The 26,557-nt window shown below is 55.4% G+C and carries 26 protein-coding genes; 16 read left to right on the forward strand and 10 right to left on the reverse strand.

The annotated features are described in order from the left end of the window. Positions 1-129 precede the first annotated feature (129 nt). From AC27VJ_RS21745 to AC27VJ_RS21755, 3 genes are all read right to left on the reverse strand, one after another. Positions 130-1,260, reverse strand: coding sequence for a sugar phosphate isomerase/epimerase family protein (locus tag AC27VJ_RS21745; RefSeq protein WP_488685782.1), 1,131 nt, complete (start codon positions 1,258-1,260; stop codon positions 130-132). 78 nt (positions 1,261-1,338) lie between these two features. Beyond that, positions 1,339-2,211, reverse strand: a complete 873-nt coding sequence (locus AC27VJ_RS21750) for an amino acid ABC transporter permease (protein ID WP_488685783.1) — start codon at positions 2,209-2,211, stop codon at positions 1,339-1,341. A 3-nt stretch (positions 2,212-2,214) separates the two neighbouring features. After that, positions 2,215-3,147 carry an ABC transporter substrate-binding protein gene (locus AC27VJ_RS21755; protein ID WP_488685784.1) on the reverse strand — a complete coding sequence of 311 codons (933 nt, stop codon included), beginning with the start codon at positions 3,145-3,147 and terminating at the stop codon, positions 2,215-2,217. Between the two features lie 628 nt (positions 3,148-3,775). On the opposite strand from AC27VJ_RS21755, the gene AC27VJ_RS21760 reads away from it, so the two are divergent. The 10 genes from AC27VJ_RS21760 (at position 3,776) to AC27VJ_RS21805 (ending at position 14,073) form a co-directional block, all read left to right on the forward strand. Beyond that, complete coding sequence (locus AC27VJ_RS21760) at positions 3,776-4,891, forward strand: ABC transporter ATP-binding protein (protein WP_488685785.1); 1,116 nt, start codon at positions 3,776-3,778, stop codon at positions 4,889-4,891. A 23-nt stretch (positions 4,892-4,914) separates the two neighbouring features. Further along, positions 4,915-5,955: an extracellular solute-binding protein gene (locus tag AC27VJ_RS21765; RefSeq protein ID WP_077122107.1), complete on the forward strand. Its 1,041-nt coding sequence runs from the start codon at positions 4,915-4,917 to the stop codon at positions 5,953-5,955. A 9-nt stretch (positions 5,956-5,964) separates the two neighbouring features. Continuing rightward, positions 5,965-6,792, forward strand: a complete 828-nt coding sequence (locus AC27VJ_RS21770; protein WP_077107383.1) for an ABC transporter permease — start codon at positions 5,965-5,967, stop codon at positions 6,790-6,792. Continuing rightward, positions 6,785-7,612, forward strand: a complete 828-nt coding sequence (locus tag AC27VJ_RS21775; protein ID WP_488685786.1) for an ABC transporter permease — start codon at positions 6,785-6,787, stop codon at positions 7,610-7,612. Before AC27VJ_RS21770 ends, AC27VJ_RS21775 begins: the two co-directional genes overlap by 8 nt. A gap of 23 nt (positions 7,613-7,635) precedes the next feature. After that, the gene (locus AC27VJ_RS21780) at positions 7,636-9,060 is read left to right on the forward strand and encodes a Xaa-Pro peptidase family protein (protein WP_488685788.1); all 1,425 of its coding nucleotides are present in this window, start codon (positions 7,636-7,638) and stop codon (positions 9,058-9,060) included. Position 9,061: 1 nt separating this feature from the next. Continuing rightward, the gene (locus AC27VJ_RS21785; RefSeq protein WP_488685789.1) at positions 9,062-9,724 is read left to right on the forward strand and encodes a flavin reductase family protein; all 663 of its coding nucleotides are present in this window, start codon (positions 9,062-9,064) and stop codon (positions 9,722-9,724) included. A gap of 867 nt (positions 9,725-10,591) precedes the next feature. Beyond that, a complete protein-coding gene (locus AC27VJ_RS21790) occupies positions 10,592-10,885 on the forward strand; it encodes an NUDIX hydrolase (RefSeq protein WP_488685790.1) in 294 nt (97 codons plus the stop codon). Between the two features lie 304 nt (positions 10,886-11,189). Continuing rightward, complete coding sequence (locus AC27VJ_RS21795; RefSeq protein ID WP_488685791.1) at positions 11,190-12,245, forward strand: alpha/beta hydrolase; 1,056 nt, start codon at positions 11,190-11,192, stop codon at positions 12,243-12,245. A 12-nt stretch (positions 12,246-12,257) separates the two neighbouring features. Beyond that, entirely contained in the window at positions 12,258-12,791 is a 534-nt protein-coding gene (locus AC27VJ_RS21800) for a DUF4142 domain-containing protein (RefSeq protein ID WP_488685792.1), read from the forward strand. A gap of 118 nt (positions 12,792-12,909) precedes the next feature. Beyond that, positions 12,910-14,073 (forward strand): zinc-dependent alcohol dehydrogenase, encoded by a 1,164-nt coding sequence (locus AC27VJ_RS21805; RefSeq protein WP_488685793.1) that lies wholly within the window; start codon positions 12,910-12,912, stop codon positions 14,071-14,073. Positions 14,074-14,137: 64 nt separating this feature from the next. Here AC27VJ_RS21805 and AC27VJ_RS21810 read toward each other — a convergent pair whose 3' ends face one another. From AC27VJ_RS21810 to coxB, 3 genes are read right to left on the reverse strand one after another with little or no spacing between them, the layout of a single operon-like run. Beyond that, a complete protein-coding gene (locus AC27VJ_RS21810) occupies positions 14,138-14,458 on the reverse strand; it encodes a hypothetical protein (RefSeq protein ID WP_488685794.1) in 321 nt (106 codons plus the stop codon). A gap of 3 nt (positions 14,459-14,461) precedes the next feature. Further along, positions 14,462-16,966 carry a cytochrome c oxidase subunit I gene (ctaD, locus tag AC27VJ_RS21815; RefSeq protein WP_488685807.1) on the reverse strand — a complete coding sequence of 835 codons (2,505 nt, stop codon included), beginning with the start codon at positions 16,964-16,966 and terminating at the stop codon, positions 14,462-14,464. Next, the gene (coxB, locus tag AC27VJ_RS21820; protein ID WP_488685795.1) at positions 16,966-17,607 is read right to left on the reverse strand and encodes a cytochrome c oxidase subunit II; all 642 of its coding nucleotides are present in this window, start codon (positions 17,605-17,607) and stop codon (positions 16,966-16,968) included. The genes ctaD and coxB overlap by 1 nt, the downstream gene beginning before the upstream one ends. A gap of 81 nt (positions 17,608-17,688) precedes the next feature. Between coxB and AC27VJ_RS21825 the strand changes: the two genes are divergently transcribed. Further along, positions 17,689-18,186: a DUF2231 domain-containing protein gene (locus tag AC27VJ_RS21825; RefSeq protein WP_488685796.1), complete on the forward strand. Its 498-nt coding sequence runs from the start codon at positions 17,689-17,691 to the stop codon at positions 18,184-18,186. On the opposite strand, the gene AC27VJ_RS21830 is transcribed toward AC27VJ_RS21825, so the two are convergent. After that, positions 18,164-18,661, reverse strand: coding sequence for a CopD family protein (locus tag AC27VJ_RS21830; protein ID WP_488685797.1), 498 nt, complete (start codon positions 18,659-18,661; stop codon positions 18,164-18,166). The two genes, AC27VJ_RS21825 and AC27VJ_RS21830, sit on opposite strands and share 23 nt — an antisense overlap. Positions 18,662-18,666: 5 nt before the next feature. Continuing rightward, a complete protein-coding gene (locus AC27VJ_RS21835) occupies positions 18,667-19,317 on the reverse strand; it encodes a cytochrome c oxidase assembly protein (protein WP_488685798.1) in 651 nt (216 codons plus the stop codon). 404 nt (positions 19,318-19,721) lie between these two features. Between AC27VJ_RS21835 and AC27VJ_RS21840 the strand changes: the two genes are divergently transcribed. The 3 genes from AC27VJ_RS21840 to AC27VJ_RS21850 all read left to right on the forward strand — a co-directional run bounded on the left by AC27VJ_RS21840 (position 19,722) and on the right by AC27VJ_RS21850 (position 23,227). Further along, the gene (locus AC27VJ_RS21840; protein ID WP_488685799.1) at positions 19,722-20,069 is read left to right on the forward strand and encodes a hypothetical protein; all 348 of its coding nucleotides are present in this window, start codon (positions 19,722-19,724) and stop codon (positions 20,067-20,069) included. Positions 20,070-20,189: 120 nt separating this feature from the next. After that, a complete protein-coding gene (locus AC27VJ_RS21845; RefSeq protein WP_488685808.1) occupies positions 20,190-22,439 on the forward strand; it encodes an FdhF/YdeP family oxidoreductase in 2,250 nt (749 codons plus the stop codon). Next, positions 22,436-23,227: a formate/nitrite transporter family protein gene (locus AC27VJ_RS21850; protein ID WP_488685800.1), complete on the forward strand. Its 792-nt coding sequence runs from the start codon at positions 22,436-22,438 to the stop codon at positions 23,225-23,227. The genes AC27VJ_RS21845 and AC27VJ_RS21850 overlap by 4 nt, the downstream gene beginning before the upstream one ends. 402 nt (positions 23,228-23,629) lie before the next feature. Here AC27VJ_RS21850 and AC27VJ_RS21855 read toward each other — a convergent pair whose 3' ends face one another. Next, positions 23,630-24,037 (reverse strand): PAS domain-containing protein, encoded by a 408-nt coding sequence (locus AC27VJ_RS21855; protein WP_488685801.1) that lies wholly within the window; start codon positions 24,035-24,037, stop codon positions 23,630-23,632. 351 nt (positions 24,038-24,388) lie between these two features. Here AC27VJ_RS21855 and AC27VJ_RS21860 point away from each other — a divergent pair, with 351 nt between their 5' ends. Further along, a complete protein-coding gene (locus AC27VJ_RS21860) occupies positions 24,389-24,715 on the forward strand; it encodes an ArsR/SmtB family transcription factor (RefSeq protein ID WP_488685802.1) in 327 nt (108 codons plus the stop codon). A 122-nt stretch (positions 24,716-24,837) separates the two neighbouring features. On the opposite strand, the gene AC27VJ_RS21865 is transcribed toward AC27VJ_RS21860, so the two are convergent. Beyond that, positions 24,838-25,089, reverse strand: coding sequence for a SemiSWEET family sugar transporter (locus AC27VJ_RS21865; protein WP_488685803.1), 252 nt, complete (start codon positions 25,087-25,089; stop codon positions 24,838-24,840). 680 nt (positions 25,090-25,769) lie between these two features. On the opposite strand from AC27VJ_RS21865, the gene AC27VJ_RS21870 reads away from it, so the two are divergent. After that, positions 25,770-26,384 (forward strand): flavodoxin family protein, encoded by a 615-nt coding sequence (locus AC27VJ_RS21870; protein ID WP_488685804.1) that lies wholly within the window; start codon positions 25,770-25,772, stop codon positions 26,382-26,384. The last annotated feature ends 173 nt before the right edge of the window (positions 26,385-26,557 follow it).

Raw genomic sequence — 26,557 nt, forward strand, 5'->3', positions numbered from 1 at the left:
AGATCGGATCAAGCGATATGATTATTTTCATGGGAATATTCCTGCGTATATGCGCTTGATCCTAAAAATTTGGTTCGTCCCTTGGTTTTTAAAGTTGGCAACACACGTGTTCGATGGAATACGCGAGTCCTAGGCTGCGTGCTGCTTCCTGGATGGCGTCGAAAGTGGAATTCCATTCGCCTGGCAAATCTCTTCAATGTGACGCGCAGAATCCTTGATGAAGGTCACCGCTTCGTTGAAGCCATAGGACTGGTGTTCATAGGTCGGATAGCCGTACTGGCTTGCCTCATAGGTCTCCCAGTTCGGGATTTCTCCGGCTGCCACACGTTTTTCAAATGCGTCCACCAATCCGAGATAGGCTTCCAGTTCCTCCGGCGTCAGGTCGGGATGGCCTGCACGCCAGATGGGGTCGTAGATCTCGATGCATTGGCGGGGATTGGCCTTGCGTGGCTTGTCCTCGACAGAGGCCGCAACCTCAAGGGAGAGGTTCAGGTCGGGATTCGCTTTGGCAAGAATGGGGATGATCGTGGCGAAATCGACGATGCCGCGACCAACCGGGCGGGTCTGGAAATCGAGGCCACCCGTGGCGCGACCAACATAGGCATCCTTGATATGGCTCTGGCGCACATATGGGGCGACGCGTTTTGCAGCAAAAACCGGGTGCTCGGCGCGCTGCAGGCCGTTTGCCGTGTCGAAGACGACACCAATGCAATCCTCGCCAACCCTTTCGATGAGCCGGAGGATTTCAAACGAGGTGATCTCGTCATGGGTTTCCATGTTGAGATGGACACCGTTTGCGCGCGCCACGGGTGCGAGCTTCAGCAGCACCTTTTCGATGCCCAGCAACTGCTCGTCCCATGTCACATCGGTGCGGAAGCGGTCATTGGCCAGCCGTCCGCGATATTCCGATTTGAAGTTGCCGGGCGACACCCAGAGTTCGCAGCAGCCGATGGCCGCACTCGCTTCGATCATGCGGGTGAAACCGAGGATGACATCGCCGCCGCCGATCGCGCGGAACTCCGGGGCCTCGGCGCTGCAATAGGGGTTGATCTTGCCAACGCCCGCTTCGAGATAAAGGCCAAGTTCGTCGGCCTTGGCTCTGATATCAGCGAGTTCGCCCTTGTCCAATGTTTCGCTCATGTCGAGGATCGTGCTGAAGAAGATGCCGCCGAGACCGATTTCCTTGACGTGTTCGAGGCTTTTGAGTGGTCCGCGTTTTTTCGCTTCGGGCAGTTTCTGTCCGTCGATGCCTAATTTCATGATCTGCTCCTCGATGTTTCCTGGTCGGATTTGCTGCAACGGCATTTCCGTTTGATTGATGGTTGAGTTGGCGTCGCGTCAGGCGCGACGTGTGTTGTCTTTCTGTGCACCGGCGTCACGGCCTTTCGGTGCGAGGCGCTTCTCCAGAAAATGCTGGCCGACGGATGCGATTGACGTGATGAGGAGGTACCAGAGCGAGGCGACACACAGCAGCTCGATGACAAGGAAGTTGCGCGCATAGATGGCCTGCGCCTGGGTCAGTAGGTCCTGCATACCGATGACGGAAACGATGGCGCTTGCCTTCAGCATGCCGATGGCCTGGTTGCCAGTCGGAGGAACAATGAGGCGGACGGCCTGTGGGAGAATCACGGTTCGGAGGGTCTGGAGCGGTCGCAAACCCAGTGACGAGGCGGCCTCGCGCTGGCCACGATCCACGGCGGTCAATCCACCACGGATGATTTCACTCATATTGGCGGCTTCATGCAGGCCAAGTGCCAGAAAGCCTGCAAGGGCAGGGGTGACGAGTTCGTTGATCGATATCGAATAGGCACCAATGCCCACTTGCGGAATGAACAGTGCGATGTTGAACCAGAAGAAAATCTGGACGATGAGCGGTACGCCGCGAAAACACCACACGAAGGCGACAGCCATCGCTTTCAGAGCGATATTCTGGCTTGTGGCCATGACGGCGACGATGCAGCCGAAAGCGATGCCGAACACCATTGCGCCGGCCGTCAGTTGCAACGTCAGAATGACGCCGTCGAGGATAACCGGGTCGACCATGTAACGTGGGATTTCGCCCCATTGGACAGTCTGGTTGCGTGCGATGGTGAGGATGAAGAGAGCCAGCGCGAGGATCGCGCTGGTGCCTGATGTGATCTGCCCCCACCGTATCGGCTTGCCGAGCGGTGGGGCGATGGCCATGCTGATGGGTTGAGCAAAAAGAGACATGGCTTAATTCACCGGCATGCTGGCGGCGTCGTTGAATTTGACGGTCGTCACAGCCAGTGGGCCAAGACCCCATTTCTCCATGATGGCCTTATAGGCGCCGGTATCGACCATATGCTGAAGCGAGGCGATGACCGTATCGCGCAGGTCCGGATTGTCCTTCGATACCAGCATACCGAGATAGCCGACGGCGAGACGGACATCTGGGAGTGCTTGAAGTCCGACGCCCTTGCCGGTCTGGTTTTCGGTTGTATAGACGCTCGTGGCATAACCGTTGACGGTTGCGTCAGCGCGGCCGGTGCGTACGGCCTGCAAGACGTCAGGCATTTTCGGGATCGACATGATGTTCATGGGTGTCGCGCATTTCGCCGATGCCGCTTCCACCATGCGCGCCTGAAATGTACCCACCGGCACGGCAACCTTCTTGCCGCAGAGGTCTTCCATGCTCTTAATGCCGAGCGGATTGCCCTTGATGGTCATGATTGTCGTGGCATCAAACATGTAGTCGATGACATCGACCTGCTTTTCCAGCTCCACATCGTCATTGATGCCGGAAATGGTCATGTCGAAACGCTTGGAGAGGACAGCGGGTACGATTGCTGCACCTGCACCGACATTTGTCATCTGAACATCGATGCCGAGAATGACGCCAAGTGCTGCGGCGATATCTGCATCGATCCCGATCAGTTTGCCGTCTTCCGCCTGAAAGCTGATGGGAGGCGTCAGATCGGTTGCCACCCTGAGCACTTTCTTGTCCTTGATCGCAGGTGGAAGGCGGTCCGCCAGCGCCTTGTCGAACACGACGCCCGGCAGTTTAGCGACAACGGCATCGGGCACCATTTTGATGGCGTTGCCCTCTGCTGCATGTGCGGAGGTGGCCAGCAATACGAGAGCGATACCCGTCAGGCCATTCTTGAGATTTGTCTTGAAGCTGCGCATGCGATCCCCTTTTTGATTTTTATCGGTTTGAATTTACGGGAAGTACGAAGCAATCTGCATGCCAGCTTGATGGATGAATATTAAGCGCATTGTTTTTAAAGACCTATTTTCTAGTTCTTGAGTCAAAGAAATATTTCGCACAGATATTCGCATAAAAATTCGTAAATATACTGATTAAAAAATCCCTCCTAACGATCTTCATGCCGCAGGTTGCGCGCTCTACAGCCTAAGTTTCTGCTTTCGCAGCGTATTCCGCTAATTTTTCAAATGGCGGCGGCCATGATCTGCCAACTACTTTCGATCAATCAACGGCAATTTTTTCAGTTTTTGCACTGAAATACTGCTTATTGAATAAGCGGTATCGATAGGAAGTGCACATTTTTTAAATCCGAAAATAAATCCGGTTTAATATTATTATTAATATTCGCAAAAATAGAAAACAAAAATAAGCATTTTTAATCAGTATGTTGATAATGGCTTTCCGTTAAAAATCGCAAACTGGCACACAGCTTGCAAATCCCTTGGCATGACCAACACAGAAACCCAAATCGCTGATCGATCCCATCTTCGCTTCGTAACATCGGGCGCAGAAAACTTTGACGGCGGCAGGCAACCCAAAGGGATATCAATGGCAGAGGGCTCGAAGGCAGGCGATGGTAAGCAGCTCAGCGTTCGTGGCCTGACCCATAGCTATGGCGGGCAGAATGCGATCAGCGATATCTCGTTCGAGGTCGCGGCTGGTGAGATTGTTGCGCTTCTGGGGCCCAGCGGCTGCGGCAAGTCCACGGTGCTGCGGGCGATTGCTGGTTTGATCCAGCCGAAGAGCGGTGTCATCCAGCTCGGTGGCCAGGACCTCGCCCATGTTTCTGCGCGCTCCCGCGGCATCGGCATGGTGTTCCAGAATTACGCCCTGTTTCCGCATCTGACGGTGGCAGAGAACATCGCCTATCCACTGGCCTGCCAGCGAGTACCGCGGACGCAGCGCAGGGAGCGGGTGGAGGAAATGCTCTCGCTCGTGCAGTTGAACAGTTTTGGAAACCGCTTGCCACGTGAACTCTCCGGCGGCCAGCAGCAGCGCGTGGCGGTTGCCCGTGCCATTGCCGGACGGCCCTCGCTCCTCCTGCTTGACGAACCCTTCGGTGCGCTCGACCGGGCGCTTCGCTTCGATCTGCAGGTCGAACTCCTGCATCTCCAGAAAACCCTCGGCATCACGACGCTGATCGTCACCCATGACCAGGAAGAGGCGCAGAGCCTTGCCGGACGTCTGGTGCTGATGAACAAGGGTAATGTCGAGCAGATCGACACGCCGATGGCCGTCTATGACCGGCCGAAGACGCTTTTCGTCAACACCTTCATCGGTCAGGCCAATCTCCTGCATGGCACGGTGCAAGGGTTGGATGCGGAGGCGACGACCATTGCGCTCACGAATGGCAGAACACTCGTTCTGCCGCGCCGCCTGAATTTTACGGTTGGCTCCAAGGTCACCATCACCTTCCGCCCCGAAGACGTCCGTCTTTCAACGAACCCAAGTGAATTTGCACTGCCAGCACGGCTGACAGTGTCCGTGCCCCTTGGGCCAACGCTCGTCCATGATCTTCTTCTTGAGGACGAAACGGGCCTGCGCGCTTCGCAGGTACGCGGACCTTCCACCTTCATTCCCGAGCCGGGAGCGCAGCTCTTTGCCGAGATTGACACCACCAGGTGTCACGCCTTTCCGAGCGAACCGGAAGCATCCAGTGAATGAACAACAACAACAGAGGTGAACAGATGCAGGACTTTAACATCACACGACGTCATTTCGGATTGCTTGCTGCCGGTGCGGCAGTAGCCGTCACCGCCCCCTTTGCAGCCCGTGCTGCCGGCGGCACCGCAATTGCCGCGACCTTTCCGGGCAACTGGGAAGACGGCTATCGCACGGTACTGACGCCACTCGTCAAAGAAGCCGGTTTCGATCTGACGGTCGCGCCCGCGATGGCGCAGGACCAGCTCGCCAAGGTCATGGCCAGCCCCGGCAACCCGCCTTACGATACATTGCTGATGTCTCCCGGCCAGATGGCCGTCGCCATCGAGAATGACCTGATCCAGAAGATCGACCCTTCCAAGCTCAAGAACTGGAGCATGCTCGATCCTGCATTCCAGGGCGAATACGGCCCGACGGTTACGGTCGAAGTCAATGGCATCGCCTACAACCCGGATCTGGTGCCAGCGCCGAAGGGATACCGGGACCTGTTCGAAAATCCTGTCTACAAGGGCCTCGTTTCCTGGACCGGTTTCGCCTCCAACACCGGCGTCATGGCCTATACCGAAATCGCCAAGATATTCGGCAAAGGCCCGACAGATATGGACGCCGTGTTCAAGCTGTTCAAGGACCATCCCGAACACATCAAGGGCGTCGTCGCCAGCACCAATAACCAGATGACGCTGTTCCAGCAGGGCGAGATCGCCGTCTTCATGTGCTCGACCGGCAATGTTGCGCGTCTCAAGTCCATGGGCTTGAAGGCCGAATTCGTCCAACCGGAAACGGGTTCGCCAGCGGCGCCCGTCAACATCCATCTGACCAAGGGTGCGAAAAACCCGGATGCGGCCTATGCCTATATGGATGCGGCCATCTCCAAGGCAGCGCAGGACAAGCTCAAAATGCCACCGACGGAGATGTTCCCGACGAACAAGGAAGTGGAACTCACGCCAGGCATCGAGGCCTATGTGAAGCGCGAACAACTGGCATCGCTGGTCTATCCGGACTGGGCTGCAATCAACAAGAACCGTGCGGAATGGATCCGCCAGTTCGACGCTCTCGTCGCCGGTTGAGGTAAGCACATGAAAGCGAGCGGTTTCCCATACGTTATCCCGATGCTTTTGCTGTCGGTGGCGTTTTTTGCGACGCCGCTCGCCGTTCTTGTCGGGTTCAGCTTCATCGGCCCTGACGGCGTGTCGCTGCACAATTATGCGCGCTTTCTTGGCGATGCATTCAATTACCGTGTGCTGGTTAACACCGCCATACTCGGTCTCCAGACCATCGCCAGCACCACCTTGCTCGGCATTCCCATTGCGCTGCTCTATTGGCACAGTAGCAAGACTGCGCGGCAGATCATCATCTTCCTGACGCTTGTTCCTATGCTGACTAGCAATGTGGTGAGAACCTTCGCCTGGATCGTCATTCTTGGACGACAGGGACCGATCAGCGAGGCCTTCGTGGCGCTTGGACTTGCGGAGCGGCCGTTCACACTGCTCTCCACCGAGTTAGGTCTCGTCATGGCCATGTGCCAGATCGACTTGCCCCTGATCATCTTGCCGCTGATCGCCATCCTGTCGCGAACGCCGGTGCAATTCACCGAGGCCGCGCAGGTGTCCGGCGCGGGACCATGGCGTATCCTGGTCACGGTTCTCCTGCCGATGATGCTACCCGGTTTGCTGGCGGGCTGGATTCTTGTCTTTGCCAGCACCAGTGCGTCCTTCGTCACCCAAGCCGTCATCGGCGGTGCGCGCAATGTCTATGTGCCGCAATTGATTTATCGCGAGGTCGGCACACTGTTCGATTGGCCTATGGCCTCGGCCATCGCCGTCATCCTGCTTTTGTCAACCGGCATTCTTCTCGTCGCCATGACCATGATTTCCCGTCACCGGAGGCTTGTCGGCCATGCATAATCATCGTGAAAACCCGATCCCGACGTTCCTCTACAAAGCGTTTGTCTTCGGTTTCGGCAGTCTCAGTCTGATCTATCTCGTGGCACCGATCGTGATTGCCATCACCATGTCGTTCACCTCTGGCCAGACACTCAAATATCCGCCGGAGGGGTTCTCCCTGCGGTGGTATGAGGCGCTGATCGATCCTGTGCGTTCAGGGACAGAACATATCGCAGCCGGTAATTCGCTGAAAATCGCAGGTCTTGCGGTGCTGGGATCGCTGCTGTTTGCGGTGCCTGCTACAATCGGCATGGCGCGGATGAGACGCCGCGCGGTCAACGCGCTGGAGCCGTTTCTGCTCGCCCCACTCGTGCTGCCAAGCCTTGTTTACGGTCTGGCGGCGCTGATCGTGGCGAATTTCGTCGGCTTCCAGCCGTCGCTCTGGTTGACCGTCATTGGCCATATCGTCGTCTTCGGGCCGCTTATGTACCGGGCGGCCTCGGTTGTAGCGCAGGGCATCAACCCGTCGCTGGCGGAAGCCTCCACCGTCATGGGCGCAACTTGGTATACGACGCTGAGACGCGTGATCCTGCCGCTGCTGGCACCCGGCATTCTTGCGGGGGCCTTTCTGGTGTTCATCCAGTCGCTCGACAACGTCTCTGTGTCGCTCTTCCTGGCTGATGCGCAGACGACCGTGCTGCCGCTTCGCATGTTCGCACTGATCGAAGAATCGCTCGATGTCCGCGTCGCGGCAATGTCGGGAATTCTGATCGGACTCACACTCATCGTGATGCTGGTAGCGAGGCGCGTATTGGCGCCGGCACGGCAAGCTGACCAATAAAAATACTCTGGAAGGAATACCCAATGAATAGACACGCCACCAAGGCAGGCGACTACCGCATCGGATCGCTGCTGGCCGATTTCCAGCCGGATTTCGACTTTGTCGCACCGCTGCCTTTGCCCGTCGATGAGTTTGAAGACCGCCTACGCCGCATCCGTCGCCAGGCTGTCGAAGCTGGCCATGATGCGCTGATCGTCCACACCGGTGGCGTCGGCTGGTTCCATACTTCGAACGCCTATCTGCGCTACATCTGCGACTGGATGCGCGAGGGCGTCCTGATCATCCCGACGGATTCCGACAAGCCGATGGTGCTCCTGTCCTTCTTCACCCAATCCGTGCTTCTGCCGCCGGGTGGCGAGCCTGTGCTGGTGGAAGACATCTGGCAGATCGGCCCGATAGGTCGCGAATATGCGGACCGTCCGGGCGACAGCGTGATCAAGACCGCTGAGAAATGCGCAGAACTGCTGGCTGGCATGGGCTTGGCGAAGGCGCAGATCGGCCGCATCGGTGATCGCACATCACTCACCTTATGGGCGGCACTCTATGAGTTAATGCCGAAAAGCAAATTCGTTTCTGACAATGCCATTCTCGACCGCATGCAGAAAGTGCGCTCGCCGCGCGAAATCGAAATGTTTCGAGCGGCAGCCCAACTTGTCAGCATCGCCACGCAGGCGGCCTATCATGTCGCCAAACCTGGTATCACCGACCACGAAATCTATGCCGCCTTCACGCAGGCACAGCTCTCCTTTGGCGGCGAGACCGGTGATGGCTATCAGATCGGCATCAACGAGTTCGGCACCCATTGCGGCAAGCCATATGGCCATGTCGTACGTCCGGGCGATCTCATCAATCTTTACGTCTCCAACATCACCTATCGCGGTTACACCGCCCAGACGGCGCGCATGATCGCGGTTAGTGATATCACCAAACGGCAGGAAGAGGTGCTGGCGGCCTGCACCGAGGGCGTCAAACGTGCCGAAAAGCTGATCCGGCCCGGTGCGCTGATGCGCGACGTTAACAACGCGGCCTTCGAGCCAATGATCGAGCGCAGCATGCTTTCCTCACCCGAAGCCCGCACCATGCCTTACAACTGGGCTCCAATGGATGATGGCAGCGCGCGGCTGATCCCGCGCCAATATGTCAAGAACATCGATTGGGAGGCGCAGGGCCGCACTCTCATGCATGTTTACCCGGCTACCCATGGCCCGCATAACCCCAATTTGGGTCACTCGGTCGGCATGGCGGGAGGCCAGAACAGCTTCAACATCTCATCCCACAATTACGACCGGATGGAAGAGGGCATGGTGTTCGTTCTGCACACGCAATGGCTTGAGCCGTTGTCGGCAGGCTGTAATGTCGGTGATATGTATGTCGTCACCAAGGACGGGTTCGAAAACCTTTCCCGCCACACCCCGCTTGAAACCCACCGTATCGCTGCCGAGGCCTGATATGACCGAACACACCCATTTCGATTTCGCAAAACTCAGCGAACGGGAACGCTACAAAATACTCATAGGCACCGTCATCCCGCGCCCTATTGCACTGGTGACGACGGTCAGCAAGGACGGGACACCCAACGCCGGCCCGTTCAGCTTCTTCAATGTCCTGACCCATGATCCAGCCATCGTCGCAATCGGCGTCGAGAACTATTCGGACATGCGCTTCAAGGACACTGCACGCAATATCAGAGAGACCGGCGAATTCACTGTCCACATCTGCGACAATGCGCTGGTAGACCAGATGGAAGTCTGCGCCATCAAGTTTGGCCCTGACGTAGACGAGATGGAAGAAGCGGGCCTTGCGACCGTTCCCGGCGAGATGGTATGCAGCCCCCGTATTCTGGCAGCTCCAGCGGCTTTGGAATGCCGCCGCCACACGACCCTGCAGGTCGGCCCGGCCCGCGAAATCATCCTCGGCGAAGTCGTTGGCGTCTTCGTCCGCAGCGACGCAGTCAACGCGTCCAATCTGCACATCGACCAGCAGCTCATGGATGCCGTCGGCCGCATGGGTGGGCATACTTATACTCGCACTCGCGATCAGTTCGACATCAAGACGCTGACGCCACAGGAATGGGAAAGCCGGAAGGCAGATGAGAAGGCGGCGGCGGAATGAAGTCACTTAATCTTTAAAATCAGAGGCGTATCTGATTTGGAAGAGCTGAGATTTGGCCGGTGACAGTTTGAATCCTTTCAAGGCAAAGACGCTCACGATGCTTGACACACAACGAGTCGGTGCCTCCGACCTGAATGCGGAGTGATGGGATCACACAAATAAAGGTGCAATATGCCACATCTGCGTGCGATGGGTCCGTATGCGTTGAGCATTGCTAAGCTAGACGAGAAAAGCCAGACCTTGATCACAATGCACAGATGCCAAACCCCTAATCTTGCGGATGATTTCGCTTGCCACACAATCTGAGTGTATGGGAAGTTCGTGATTCACGAAAACAAGCTGCGATCATAGCGGCAATAAAAATTTGAGGACTTTACATGCCATTTTTCCTCGTGACCCAGACCTCGCTGGTTGAGGGGAAAGATGAGCTCTCTGCCGCAGAAAAGACGCTCCGCCAAATCAGGGAGGCTGACGAAGTCGCTTTTTCAGTGAAATTTGACGAGGAAACTATCACGCAGGTCTCGATCAGTGTGCCCGGCAAGATGCTTGAGGAGACTGCCTCTACAGGGCTCATCTCCCGAGGCCTGCCGAACCGACTGACAACGGGTTGGAGCCACCGCACTCGGTTGTTGCCCCGGGATTAGGACGTGGTTTCCTCTCGACGACCGCTCTTGTGGCGACGGGGGTGGTAGTCGGAGCTGCCTGGAGCCACTGGATCGCTTGAGGCAATGGCTCCAAGTGATAGTGCCCACTGAGATTGATTGATGGAAGGATGAAAGTCGCGCTCGGATGGCTGTAAAATTAGGAAAGAAAGAAAAGCACGCCATCCCATCCGCGTCCCGCGGATTGCTTGTTCAGCTCGCAGCCATGCCCGAGCATCTGAAGCGTGCTGATTTTCGCCAGCAATATGCCGCGCTCTGCTTCCGGCGCGTTCCCGACGAAGATGACATCGAGATATTGGTGATTACCTCGCGCCAAACCGGTCGCTGGATTATTCCGAAAGGCTGGCCGATGAAGAAAAAGAAACCGCATGAAGCGGCGGCGCTTGAAGCCCCCGACGAGGCTGCGCGGCGGGTGCGCGCGGTAGAGCTTAAATCGCTGCTGGTCCATTTTCGGCCAAAGCGGAAGGAAACTTCTGAAAGCAAGTCTACGAAAAGTTGATTGCGACGGTTCTCGTTTAGATCATGATCCGGCCCTCACTTTGGGCGAGGCGCACGGCCTTCTGTCTTCGCTTGGGCAGCGAAAACAACTGGTTGCGAGATGCAGCTTCCTTGGCAAAGCTATGGCTTGTTAAAGCTAATGTCGACAAGAGGTCTCAAATAGAAATCTATGAGTTGAGAATATGCGACCTGTCTATCTTCAGTCGGCAATTTTCATCGTAAGCCAAAATAATTTATCTTCATGTATTGTAGGAACTTATGCGTCGCGCCCCGGTTTCAGGACCAACGAAACGGGAGAATAGCGAATGAATAACCGACCACGTTACTATGGTGCCGCAGCCCTTGCCTTGATCCTCCCGCTCGCGACGGTAATGCCGTCTATGGCCCAGGAGATGGCCAAGCCGACCATCGAGATGCAGGCCGTTCTGGACAAGCTGGGCGCGCTTGATGCAAAGCCCTTTTCAGCATTGGCCGTACCGGAAGCCCGTACGCAGGCAAGCCCGGCAGATGCAGCGCACGCCGTCCAATGGGACAAGCGCTTGTCTTCAAATCCAGAGGCGCAAATAACGACAAAAGACATCGCAATCCCTTCGAAAGATGGCGGTCTTGCTGCACGTGTTTACATTCCGGGCGGAAATGGACCGTTCCCTGTCGTCGTCTATTATCACGGCGGTGGCTGGGTCGTTGCAGACATCAATGTCTATGACAGCGCACCGCGTGCACTGGCTATGGGAGCTAACGCAATCGTCGTTTCCGTCGAATATCGCCATGCGCCAGAACACAAGTTTCCTGCGGCTCATGAAGACGCATGGACGGCCTATAAGTGGGTCGTGGAGAATATCCACGAACTGAACGGCAACTCGGATAAAATTGCTGTCGCTGGCGAAAGCGCGGGCGGCAATCTTGCGGCCAATGTTGCTCTCATGGCCAAGGAAATGAAGACCAAACAGCCGGTTCACCAGCTACTCGTCTATCCTGTTGCCGGTAACGATATGGACACACCGTCCTACAAGGAGAATGCCAACGCCAAGCCGCTTGGCAAGGCTGATATGGAATGGTTCGTGAAGAACACGGTTTCCTCCATCGATGACACGAAGGACCCACGGATCAATCTCAACGGCCGGTCTGATCTGGCAGGCGTTGCCCCTGCAACCGTAATCCTTGCACAGATCGACCCTCTTCGCTCCGACGGTGAAACATATGCATCCAAGCTGAAGGATGCCGGGGTGGCGGTGAATACCAAGACCTATAATGGCGTGACGCATGAATTCTTCGGGATGGGCAAAGTGGTTCCTGAAGCCAAGCAGGCGGTCGATCTTGCTGTCGCCGATCTCAACGCCGCCTTTGCCAAAGCCAAGTAAGGATTAATGACCATGAAGACTCTTTTCACCTCGACCCTCGTCGCCATTGCCTTAGCGTCTTCCTGCGCGTCAATGGCAACAGCCGCCATGCCCGCAAACGCCGATACTGCCGCCCCTGCGATGAACATGGACAAGACGTCGTTCGTCAGGGTCGTGACCAGCTCCAACGCCTTCGAAATCGAGTCCAGCAAGCTGGCCGAGCAAAAGGCCAAGGATGCCGACGTCAAGGAATTCGCAAAACAAATGATCGCCGATCATACGATGGCTGCGGAAGAACTGAAAAAGGCAGCCAAGCTGGGTGATGAAGCGCCCAAGCTTTCGCCGAAACATGCTGGAATGCTCGAAATTTTGAAGGGCGCATCCGAGGAAGAGTTCCAGCCACTCTATATCGAGATGCAGACCACAGCGCATATGGAGGCCGTTACGCTTTTTGCCACCTATGCAAAGGGCGGTGATGATGCTGCGGTAAAGGAGTTTGCTGCAAAAACTCTTCCAAAGCTCGAAATGCACAAAATGCATGTGATCAAACTGGTTGCTGCACACTGATCGATCGCTTGGTAAGTCCGGCTAAGACGCCGGGCAAGCCTACGACGCTGGCGCACGAAGGGCGGCGTTCTGGCCGCCATTCCCACCGCCCATCATCTAAAAAATCGGAGGAGTGAACGTGAAAGCTTTAACGTGGCACGGAAGCGGAGACATCCGCTGTGAACAGGTGGACGACCCCATCATCCAGGATGATCGTGACGCAATCATCAAGGTGACAAGTTGTGCGATCTGCGGCTCGGATCTCCACCTCTATGGCGGTTTCGTTCCGGGAATGCATGCTGGCGACGTCATGGGCCATGAGACCATGGGCGAAGTCGTCGAAGTCGGTCGTGGTAATTCCAAGCTGAAGGTTGGAGACCGGGTCGTTGTGCCCTTCACCATCTCCTGCGGAGATTGCCGCATGTGCAAGTGGAACCTTTTTTCGCTGTGTGAACGGTCCAACCCATACGGTGCCGAGCAGGCAAAGCAGATCGGATACCCAACGGCGGGATTGTTTGGCTATTCCGAAACATATGGACGTTTCCCAGGCGGTCAGGCCGAGTATCTTCGTGTACCTTATGCTGACGTGGGACCAATCGTGGTGCCGGAAGGCCTCAGTGACGAGCAGGTACTTTTCCTGAGCGACATCTTTCCGACCGGCTACATGGCTGCCGAGAATTGCGACATCAAGCAGGGCCAGACAGTGGCCGTGTTCGGTTGTGGTCCTGTTGGGCTGTTTGCTATCAAATCGGCTTTCCTTCTGGGAGCGGAGCGGGTGATTGCGATAGATACAATCCCTGAGCGCCTCGCACTCGCACGGCAATCTGGTGCGGAAACGCTCGATTATTCCGACGAAGGTCTGCAAGAGCGCATACTCGATATGACGAATGGTCAAGGGCCTGATGCCGTCATCGAAGCGGTCGGCATGGAAAGTCACGGTGCCGGTGGGGTCATGGAAACCCTTCAGACAAAGCTGACCTCCATGGAACGGCCCTATGCTCTAAGCCAGGCGATCCTTGCTTGTAGGCCCGGCGGCACCGTTTCTCTCCCGGGCGTGTTCATAGGCCCGGCGGTTCCTGCACCGCTCGGCGCCTTGGTGGGTAAGGGGTTGACCTTGAAAACAGGGCAAACGCATGTCCAGCGCTATCTGGAACCGCTCATGCAATTGATTGTCGATGGTAAAATCGATCCGTCCTTCCTGATTACCCATCGCATTGGGCTTGAAGAGGGACCGGAAGCCTACAAGACGTTCCGCGACAAGACAGACGGTTGCGTCAAAGTGGTGATCAAACCCCACGGCTAAGGTCTAAATACGGGTGCCTGCTGCTTAACGGCAGCGGGCACTTGATTCGTGCCAAGCACGGCTATCAACACAACTCCAGCCATAAAATGCCTGGAAATACGATTACGGTCGAGAAGAGGGCCGCTGCTGCGCAATAGCGTCCAATCGCCGTGATCACCACATGATCCGTCTCTACTCGTCCGGCCAGCATATACATCGCCACCGACAGAATGGCCGACGCCGCCAGGATTGCAACAAGTATCAGTCTGAGCACCGGAATGCCGCCGAGAAAAGCCGTATCCCAGTTCGCCCTGCATCCCACAGCCTGAACGCCATAGATCATGATGAAATAGACGCTCCACAATATGAATGGTCCGAGAATGAGGATGAGCAGGCGATATCGCATGGCTTATCCTCCTGGCGTGAGCGTTGTGAGGAGAAAGGGATACAGCCACGCGATCAGGACGACGCCAAGACAGTAGATGTGCCAGAGAGAACCAATCCGCAGATCATTCTGCCGCGCGTCAGAAACATATTCGCCCGTGCGCCACAGGCCAAAACCGGCAAAAACCAGACCGAGGCCAAGGTGTAGGAAGAGGTAGCAGGAGACTGCGAATTCGACGGCGTTGAGGGCTGAAGACGTTGCGATGGCGGAGCGCTCGTGTAATTCCATCAGCAACAGCGTCGCTGCCACGGCATACACTATGAGCGACGCGAGAAGCATTGGGTGATACAGCACTTTTTTGATGCCGGACGCCGCGCCCGCACATCCCGCAAAGATAGCGATGGGTATGATCCATGCCGCACCTGCGGTGGAAACAACATCAGTCATTGGCCTCGGACCAAGATTGGAAACCCAAAGGAAAAGGCCGCCGAACAAAAGCGATGCAAACAGCGTGGCATTGGCAACGAGCACCAAACGCATTGCTAGAATTGTCGGCGCCTCACGACTTTCGAAATGCAAGGGAAGACGGCAATCGCTGGAGGCGTCGAGAAGGCCACGATCCGTCTTGGCATCCGGGTTGCGGGTCCAGAACAAGAACAGGCCAAGCGTAACCATCCCGAAAATCACCGCGACCGGATAGAGCTTCAGCAACAGGGACACAAAAACCCCACCGGTCGTGATTGCCGTGAACAGGGGTAGATAGGTTGGTCTTGGCAGAAGGATGATGTGATTGGGTTCGCCCGAAATGGCATCGACACCAAGTGTTTCCATCCAGCCATTGCGTGAAAAGCCCAGATAACCCTTGCCTGCGGCCAACTCCGCCCCAAGCTTGTCGATCGGTAGATTGTCGGCCCGTTCAGAAATTCGGGGGATCGACGCGAAGCTGTAGGATGGGGGCGGTGTCGGCATGGCCCATTCCAGCGTTCCCGCTTTCCAGGGATTGCGCCGGAACGGCTTTCCGAAGATGAAGATTAGCAGTATATCGAGTGCAACGAGCATGAAGCCCATGGCCATGATGAAGCTCCCGAAGGACGAGAGCAGGTTGAGCCACTCCCACGGCGAACCCTCGGGATAGGCAAAGATTCTGCGCGGCATGCCAAGCAGACCGGTCAGATGCATCATGAAGAACGTCAGGTTAAAGCCGACGAAGATCATCCAGAAGGCTGCATGCGACAGATGCTGCACGGGCTGGCGACCGCTGATGTGGGGTATCCAGTAATAAAGGCCTGCAAGCATGGGGAAAAGAAAGCCGCCCACCAGCACGTAATGCAGATGCGCCACCACGAAATGCGTGTCGTGCGCTTGCTGGTCGAACGGCACCATGGCCAGCATCACCCCGGTCAGGCCGCCCATAACGAAGACGACGAAGAAGCCGATGATATGCAGCATCGGCACGTTCAGTTGTGGGCGTCCTTGGGCAAGCGTCGCTAGCCAGGCGAAAATCTGGATCGATGTTGGGATGGCAACCAGAGCGCTGGCGGCCGAGAAAAACGACAGGGCGACATGGGGAATGCCGACCGTGTACATATGATGCACCCACAGGCCGAAAGAGAGAAAGGCCATGGACATCAGCGCCGCAATTATGATTTCGTAGCCGGTCAGCGTCGTTCTCGCTAGCACCGGGATGAGGGTGGACAGCGCGCCTGCGGCCGGCAGAAAGATGATGTAGACCTCCGGGTGTCCGAACAGCCAGAACAGATGCTGCCACAAAAGCGGATCGCCGCCGCGGTCGGGATCGAAGAACGGCAGGTCGAAGGCGCGTTCGGCTTCCAGCAGGATCGAGCCGAGGATGAGGGGCGGAAATCCGACGAGCATCATGCCGCCGACCACGAGCATGTACCATGCAAAGATCGGCATTCGCACCAGTGACATTCCCGGTGCACGCATGCGAATGATCGTGACCACGATTTCGATGGCGGCACTGATTGCGGAAATCTCCACGAAGGTGATGCCCAGCAACCAGATATCCGCATTGATACCGGGGCTGTGTTTGGACGACGAGAGCGGCGTATACATGAACCAACCGCCATCCGGGGCAATACCCGTGACGAGGGCGAAGATCAGCATCGAGCCGCCGAAGAGATAACACCAGTAACCGTAGGCGGATAATCTGGGAAAGGCCAGATCCCGCGCGCCGAGCATCTTTGGCAGAAGATACATCGACAGACCTTCGAAAAACGGGATGGCAAACAGGAACATCATGATTGTCCCGTGCATGGTGAAGACCTGCGCATATTGCGCCGCGTCCATGAACCCGTTTGAGGCCGTGGCCAGCTGCGTGCGGATCAGCATGCCCAGAAATCCGCCAATTGCAAAAAACACCAGCGCCGTCACCATGAAACGTTTTCCGATGACGTTGTGATTGACCGCGGCAAATCGCTTGATGCCCGAACCGGCAGTCCAGATCGCATCAAGCTGCCTGTGCAAGACGATTGGAGACAGCTTCTGCGTGGGTATGGATCGGTCCATCACGGGGCTAAATTCCTCAATGCATTTTCAAAGTCGGTTTCGTTATGGGCCTGGACACGGAAATTCATGCCCGCATGGCCTTCCCCGCAATATTCCGAACAGATACCGCCGAATGTGCCTTCGATATCCGCGAGCAGAGTGATCGTGTTGACCTGACCGGGAATGGAATCAATCTTGCCGCCAAGCCGTGGCACCCAGAAACTATGGATGACATCGACGCTGGTCGTATCGATTTTCACTGGCAGACCGACAGGAACGTGCAGAAGGTCGCGGGAGACCACCCGCCTGCCGTCAATCTCATAGGCGAACTCCCAGCTCCACATCCGCGATGTTGCCGAAATCGTGACCGCCGGATCCGGTGTGTTCGCGCCAAACATTCTCTCACCCTGATAGAAGGCATAGCCCAACAAGGCGACGAGGATGGGAATGGGCATGATGATGCCGCCCAGCACGATCCAGCGCTTGGGATCGATGGACTTCAAACGCCCCCGCGCCATCAGGACGGTAACGAGCAAAACCATGACGAGCGCGAAGATGATGGCCGAACCTGCCAGCATCGCCCACCAGAGTTTTGCAAAAGCTGCCGTTGATGGCCCGGCAGGATCAAGTGTTGACAACTCCCCCTGACAGCCGGTGAGCATGGCGCTTGCGATCCCTAACAGGATGAGCGATCGGAACCGGATAACGGATCGCGGTGTTGATAGCCAAACAGGAGACGATGGATGCCAGACACTGACAGGCAGAACCCGGTGATTTCGAAAGTGGAAGAAAAGACCACCAACTCCGCGGTTGCGGTGGCTGGTCATCCCCTTCACGCAATGACAGTGCATTTCCCCATCGCACTGGTGATTGCCACTTTGGCCGCGGATGTCATGTTCTGGTGGAGCGGCGACAGTTTCTGGACAAGAGCGGCACTCTGGGCGTCGGGTGGTGCTTTCTTCAGCGGCATCGGGGCCGGATTGATCGGCACTGCAGAACTGTTGCTGGTCTCGGGCATTCGCGCACGCGTGGCCAGCTGGGCGCATGGAATCGCTGCCATGTCCCTGATTGCCGTTGCCGGTGCCAATTGGGGCGGGCGCGTCACCGAAAGCATCGCGGTTCTTCCGCACGGGCTGGGTCTCTCGCTTCTGGCATCCGTTCTGACCGGGCTGGCAGGATGGCATGGTGGCAAATTGATCTTCGATCATGGCATCGGCCTCATGGTATCTCCCAAGGACTGATCTGCGAAACGATCCGCTTGAGCGCGCCTGGCTCTGCCCATCCTGATGGCAGAGCAAAGGGTGCTTCTGGGCGCGCCAGAACCAGAAAGAAAATCCCGCCCACCACCACACCGCTTGCTATTGTGACGGAGACAAACCGCCAGACCGGATAAACTTCGCCATCCTTGAAAAGCCGGATAATGACAAGGCCGGTCATGACGTGGATGACGACCATGATGCCGACGAGCGCAAGCTTCATGGAAAACCAAGCACTGAAAGGGTTTTGCAGAAAAATGAGACCGGTGCCGGTCGCAATTGCGACGAAGGCTGCGGGCGAAAGAACGCGCACGTAAGAGAAACGGACGATCTTCTGAAGCCGGTATAGATCATTGTCCTTCACAATATGCGTGCGTTGCACATAGAGGCCCGGCAAGCTGACAAGCCCGGCTGCCCAAACGGAAATGGCCATGATGTGCAGGAATTTGACGAAGACCATCGCGCTCACTGCTTTACTGGGCGAGGAAAGAGCAGCCGCGTGCGCATGCACCACAGCACCACGATGACATAAGGCACAAAGCCCAGCGTCCACATCAGCACACCGGCCAGTTGCTGGTCCTCAAGCGGTGTCAGGCCAAAGGCCTGTGTCGTTGCGAAATGCGCTTCGAAAAGCGGGCTCGGCGCGAATGTGAGGATGGCACCGAGAAAGCCCATTTGCACCATGGTGCCAAGTGCAAGGCTGCTGGTGGCCACCACTGACGTGCTGCGCGACATCAAAGCCCGCCACAGCAGGGCAGAGGCGACGATGAGCGCAATCTGCATCAGCCAATATTGCCAGGTGCCGGACAGGGCGAAGGCATAGCCAAACGGTAGATGCCAGACCCAGTAGATTGCAGTGTGCGCAAAGAAGACTGCTTCCACTGGAATTTTCATAAGCCATTGTTTTGGTTTTGCCGAGAAACAGATCAGGACAACAAAGGGGGCCAAGACCGAACCGAGAAGAATATGGTGGGCCAGTCTCACCGAGAAGAGGGCGCTTGTGATGGCGCAGAGCGGCGAGACGAATGCGGCGATCAAAAGGAGGAGGAAAAGGCCTGTCTTCCATGCTTTGGGGCGCAGTGCAACGTAATGAAACGCCAACGCAATAGAAGCCATACAAGCAATTAGGACAGGATCAAGGTTCCACGAGTAAAGTGCATTTTGGAGCGTTGGAGCTGGGCCGCAATAGGGGTCAAGCGTGCTCGGCAATATAATGTTTCCTGATTGAAAGATGGGTCCCGCAGCTCTGGCTACTTCATCCGCAACGCATGAGCGCGCGAACAGTTCCAGAAATTTCCTATCACCCTTTAGTTACAACCCCACGTAGATTTTTAGGGAACTCTTATAAGCGTTTTCTCATTGGCCAGTGAGTGATATTAGCCTAGGAGGAGACCATGCCGGACGTGACGGGTGTATTCCAACATAGCCGTGGAGCGGAACGGGCCGTTGAATTTCTTAGAAAAATTGGCATCGATCCTGCAAACATTTCTGTATTCACTTATGATTCCGAAGAAAACCCTATGCCGCATCCTGACCCGACACAGGCTGCAAAAGCAGTTGCCGGTGCGGGTGGCATTCTCGGTGGTATAGGCGGAGCACTGGCAGGGCTAGGTGTTGTGGCCATTCCTGGTGCTGGCCCGCTTGTCGCTTCCGGCTGGGTGGTCGCCACGGTTACAGGCGCTGTTGCGGGTGGCGCGACAGGTGGAGCAGCGGGAGGTGCGCTTGGCGCCGTCATGTCCGACGGCTTTGCCGATCCAGAAGCCATCGATCGAGAGTTGAAAAGCGGCGCAACGATGGTGCGTGTCTCCGTGCCGGATGACCGGCTTCATGCGGTCTCGGACACCTTTCAAAAGCTCGCGAAAATCTAGCCGTACGTGGTGAAAAGACGTGTCGTTGCGGGTTGGAACACCCAGCCACGCCATGGTCCGACATTGACAGACAAAGACAGGGGTGAACCGGTGAAAAAAGTCCATTATGCGCCGTACACAATGCCAACAGGCGGTTGGGGATCGATCAAATCCGTGGTCAAGAACGCGGTCACGCAGAAGGCCTTAAGAACGGCCCCCGGCCTGATGACCGATCACAACAAAAAGGGTGGTTATGCCTGTACCAGCTGCGCCTGGGCAAAGCCAGGCAAGCCGCATTTGGCAGAATTTTGCGAAAACGGTGCCAAGGCCACGTTCTGGGATTTGACCGCCAAGCGTACCACGCCCGAGTTTTTCTCCAAACACACCGTCACGGAATTGCTTGAATGGGGCGATTACGATCTGGAAAACGAAGGCCGTCTGACGCATCCCATGCGCTATGATGCGGCAACTGACAAATATCAGGAAGTGACATGGTCCGAAGCATTTGCGAATATTGGCGCTAAACTAAAAGGCTATGATCCCGAGTCTGTCGTCTTCTATGCATCAGGTCGTGCATCCCTTGAAACATCCTATATGTACCAGTTGCTGGCGCGTCTCTACGGAAACAACAATCTCCCCGACAGTTCCAATATGTGCCATGAAACGACGTCCGTCGCTCTGCCTCAGAGCATCGGAACGCCCGTCGGCACGATCCTGTTGGAGGATTACGAGCATACGGATTGCATTCTGTCGTTCGGGCAGAATGTTGGCACCAATGCGCCGCGGCTTCTCCATAGCTTGCAGGAAGTGCGGGAACGCGGTGCGCCGGTTATCGTGTTCAACCCTCTGAAAGAGCGCGGCTGGCGCGAATTCGTCAATCCACAGCGTCCCGGCCAGATGCTGACCAACAAGCCAACCGATATCGCCACACAATATTATCAGGTCAGCGCAGGCGGCGATATTGCCGCCATGGTCGGCATGGCCAAATGTCTGCTCGACTGGGATGACGAGGCCGTTGCCGATGGTAGGCCGCGTGTGCTGGATGTCGCGTTTATCGAGGAACATACACATGGTCTAGAAGAATTTGAACGCTATGTTCGGGCCATGCCGTGGTCCGATATTCTTGCAACCTCCGGCCTCAGCCATTCCTCCATCGAGGCTGCGGCGAAGACGTATTCAAAAGCTCGAAACGTTATTGCGATCTATGGCATGGGTCTTACGCAACACAGGTACGGCATTAGCAACGTACAGATGCTGATTAATCTCCTGCTGATGCGCGGCAATATCGGCAGACCCGGCGCCGGAATCTGTCCAGTGCGCGGACACTCCAATGTGCAGGGTCAAAGAACGGTCGGCATATCCGAAAAGACCGAGCTGGTGCCGCTGGACCTTCTGGCAGAGCAATATGGCTTCCAGCCGCCAAGCAAGGATGGGGTCAACACGGTGGAGGCCTGCGAAGGCATCATCGACGGCAGCATCAAAGCTTTCATCGGGCTTGGTGGCAATTTCGTGCGTGCCATTCCCGAGCGGACCTTGATGGAAGAGAAATGGCGCGGGCTTGATCTTTCCGTACAGATCGCAACGAAGCTCAACAGAAGCCATCTGATCGCCGCCGCAACCACATATCTTCTGCCAACGCTGGTGAGAACGGAAATCGACGAGCAGGCGACCGGCCCGCAGATCGTCACCATCGAGGATTCCACCACCTGCATTCATGCCTCACGCGGCAAATACAAGCCCGCTGCCGAAAGCCTACTGTCAGAACCCAAGATCGTCGCCGAGATCGCAAAGCACGCGCTGACGCCCAATTCCAAGGTTCCGTGGGATGAATGGGTTGGTGATTATAGCCTAGTCAGAGATGCCATAGAGGCGACGTTCCCTGAGCCATTCAAGGACTTCAACAAGCGGCTCGATATTCCCGGCGGCTTCCCCCGCCCCGTGGCGGCCAGACACCGAACATGGGAAACGGAAACAGGCAAGGCAAACTTCAAGCGGCCGAAGGCCCTCTGTTCCGGATTTTCTACCGGCGAAGATCGCAATGTACTCAGCCTCATTACCCTGCGTTCCAACGATCAGTTCAACACCACTGTCTATGGTTATGACGACCGGCTGCGCGGCATCCACAAATCCCGTATGATCCTGATGATCAATGCGGACGATCGCGTGCGGTTGGGCATTGCGAAAGATGGGCTGGCGAGCATTACGACAGCCGTGGACGATGGGATCGTGCGCATACTATCGGGCATGCAACTCATCGATTACGATCTGCCCCCCGGCAGCTGCGCGGGTTATTTCCCCGAATGCAATTCGCTCATTCCGTTGTGGCAGCATGATGAGGAGAGCAAGACGCCTGCGGCCAAATCCATCCCTGTCAGGATCACTCCGGCATGAGCCTGTTTCCAAAGCCTGCAGAATTGACCGAAACCATTTTCGAGGCGCTAGCCACAAAGGCAGAACAACCGGTCAAAACCATCGCGGTCCTGGGCGTATTGGCAGGATTATACATAGGATTGGGTGGCATTGCTGCCACGGTAGCGCTGGCAGGCGCTGATGCTATGCCGTTCGGAGCAGCCCAAATTCTTGCGGGGCTGGTCTTCTCTCTGGGCCTTGCGGCCGTGGTCATCGCTGGTGCCGAGCTATTTACCGGCAATACGTTGTTTCTTGGCCCGGTAGTGTTCGGCAGGGTCTCTCCAAAGACCGCAATTCGCGCTCTGCTGGTTGCCTATATCGCGAACGTCATCGGCTCGCTCGCGCTCGCGTTGGTCGTCTTTGCCGCACGCTTCCACGAGGCCGGGGAAGGCGCGGTGGGAGCAGCGGCCATCGACCTCGCGACGACAAAAGCCGGAAAAAGCTTTGTCACCGTGTTTGCGAGCGGTGTCATTGGCAATATTCTCGTCTGTCTTGGCGTGTGGTTCGCGTTAGCGGGCAACAGCGTCACTGAAAAGCTTGTCGGTCTCATCTTGCCCGTCACGGTCTTCGTCGCGGCAGGCTTCGAGCATTCGGTGGCCAATATGTATCTGCTGCCCTACACATATCTGATCGATCAAAGTGTGGTCGGCATATCCACGCTCACTATATCGGCTATTGTGAGCAACATTTCCGCAGCTACGCTTGGCAATATTGTGGGCGGTGGCACAATCGCAGTAATTTACGGGTACTGCTTCATAAAGAGAGTTTAGCCAAAGCACTTTAGGGTGTGGTCCGCTTCATAGGGGCTGAACCGAGCTATAAATGTTCGGACGGATGTTGTTCATGATCTTTGGCAAATGCGGCCTAGAGGAAATTCGGTGTCGCGCTTCCGGTATTCTTGGCTATTCTTGTCCGTACTTGATCTTTGGATTTTTCCCTTTCGGGATTAGGTGCTGCGTAGCATCGGTCTCTCGGCGGCGTCGTGTCCTTCGCTATTAAGGCGAATTCCACAACGTCGTTTCCAACAATGAGCGCTCGATCCCAACGCCGTTATGCAGGCGAAGCAACTTGGCTATGAATCTAAACGACCTGTACGCGCACCGGGGGGGGAGCATAGGCTCCAACGCCGCTACGGCACCGTATTGGGTGCAAGATGGAAATGTTAGGAGGGTTCACATGATTACCCGGGATGTCGGTATTTCAATTCCCTCATCCGCTGGAATCACTATGCCGACATAGCGCACAGGCTCACCGTCGTTATCCCTAAAGCCGCGGCCGAATGATGATACTGTAACGTACTTTTCATGAATATTAAGAACACGATAGACTTCCTGCTGAGGTCTGTGAGCCACGATGCTGTCGCTGATCGTTTTCGCCAGTCGCGGGAGATCTTCCGGGTGGACTCGATCAAGGTAGTTTTCAATCGGCAACCCTTTCTCAGTCGCTACCGGATCAAGTCCGAAAAGGCTAGCCAGCGCACTGTCAGCGCAGACGACGTTCTCTGGAACGTCCCACGTGAAAAAACCAGCATCAGGTAAATCGGCTGCTAGAGCCTGAGTTTGATATCGGGCTAAACGCATAGGTTACTTGATTTCCATATACCACCTATTTTCTAATTGGTGCTTTTTTGTCGGCTTGGTTCGTCTGATGCTAATTTTACGTTTCTCTAATTTACAATGTCAATAGCTGCGTAATACTTGGTACAGCCAAGTCCATACCTATTGTTTCGGACTTCAATATCGCGGACCCTGCTAACTTTGTGATTGACGCTTTTTTGTGAACGGTTGACGACGCGAACATTGTGGCTCAAAAAAGAAGTTCAGCGACAGATTGATGAAACCCGATATTTGCTTTCGGTAATCCGTGGGTTTTGCTCTGCCAAAATTTTGATTTTGATTAATGTCTGCGTATGTCCCTTCAAGGAGACTGGTATGTATTCACATGCCTCGAAAGCACGGTTGTTATCCAACCTATCTAATGCGGTACGACTGGAGTTGATTTCACTGCTTTCCGAAAGGGAAATTTCGGTAGGGGAGTTATCAACAAGATTAAACATGAGCCAGTCGGCCGTCTCGCAACATCTTGCGAAATTGCGATCCGACGGACTGGTCACTACCCGCCGAGACGCGCAAACTATTTACTACAGTTGCGCCAATCCTGGCGTGCAACGCGTACTGAATATGCTGAATGAAATTTTCAGCCCTGAATTCGCGGCTGAGAATACATATGTATTCAAAAACTCCAAAATGTCGAGTTAGCGTGGATGAGTTCTTCACAGGATGAATCTGCACTGGTTTTAATAGGCTGAACGAGGATTGGGTAGCGATGTCCTTCGGGGACCCGCTGATCTCAGCGATAGCTCAAGATTACCACCAATTTTTCAAGACCTCAGCTTTTTCACAAGAATGATCGTCGACAAGATGAAGCATATCGAATTCGTGATGATAATAGGCCACTCGGTGCGCATGATCCCAAACGCCGTCCAAAGTGCGAAGCCTATAACTGTGAGACAATACATTCCAGTCGAAATCGCCCGAGTATCGTTCGTTTTAGCGACTTTATAGACCTGTGGCACAAAACTGGATACTGAACACATAGAGGCAAGGTAGCCAACTAAGAGAATGGTATCCAATAAAGTTTCCTTTCCATGAATTTTTAATCGAAAAGCAACAACGCATGCCCGTCAATTTTATGAAGCTGCATGATTAGTATTGTCTTATCTTAACTTGGTTGCGGCTGGGCACTATCTCCAAGCTGCCGGATGATCCCGCGGTTTCTACCAAAGGTCATTGTTGGGTGGCCTGATGACGGTGTTCGCGTTCGTTCTTGTGTGGTCGTCCGTCGATTCCGAAGGTGCATAGGATCCCCACGTCTTTCAGTCATGCAACCATGCTCTGGTGTTTTTTGACTTTTAAGCCATATCGTCTGGCCTCCTAACCGTTGCGTGTCGACAAGGTTCCTTGCTTCTAAATGCGAGCACCTTGGTAAGGGTTACGCGACGACGAGATCGGTGGCACAAAAGCGAGCAATTCTCGACCATACTTTTGCAACTGCTCCAGAAGCATCGAATGAAGGCGTGATTGAGATAAATTGGGCTGTGACCTGTTTGCTATACTTTTGCGCCTGTAGATACTTGCCACTGCCTCCGCCGGATCACTAGAGCGACGATTGGCCGCTTGAGACGCAGCTTTGAATCGATGGTCGGGGAACTAACCATACACTCGCGGGTTGTCATGTCAGTTATCCAGCATAGGGTGTCATTTATGCTCCTCATCGAGCTGCTGGATGTCCAACATCCATCCGGAGGTAAATATGGCACTGAAGGTTCTTGCCCTTAACGGCACTCTCAAAAAATCGTCATCGTCAGAGACATCATCGACGGCCAGCTTGCTTGATCTGATAGCCAAGGAATTCAAGTCTTTCGATGCAGTGACGGAAACAGTTTGGCTGGCCGATCATGACATTAAACCCGGTGTGACGTCTGATGAAGGTGAGGGCGATGCTTGGCCAGCGATAAGGACCAAGATCCTGAACGCGGACATCCTGATCGTCGGAACTCCTATATGGCTTGGGCAGCCTGGCAGCGTGATGAAGCGTGCGCTGGAGCGCATGGATGCCTTTTTAGAGGAAACCGACGATGAAGGCCGAATGGTTTCTTACGGGAAGGTTGCAGCTGTGGCTGTCGTTGGCAATGAGGACGGTGCTCATCATGTATCTGCCGAAGTTTTCCAAGCCTTGAACGACGTTGGTTTTACAATACCCGCGAATGCTATCGCCTATTGGGTTGGTGAGGCGATGGGCTCGAAAAACTTTGTCGATCTTGAAGAGACACCCAAGACGGTGACAACAATGGTCGAAATGCTGGTACGGAACACAGCTCATCTAGCCAATCTTCTGCAAAGGCATCAATACCCCGCCGAGCAGTGAATTGTTCTATGCGAAACGGCCAGCGATATTTGTACCGCTTTCATCGGAAAGGCCGGGAGACATTGGATGACGTCCCAAGCCGACGCTAATCATGGACAGCAAAACCTCGGTGGTCTTCTTCAAGATCTAAAGGCTCTTACAAAAGACTCTAAGAAGACATCGATCCATCAGAT

Source organism: Agrobacterium sp. 20P9.1.2 (genome assembly GCF_057799395.1).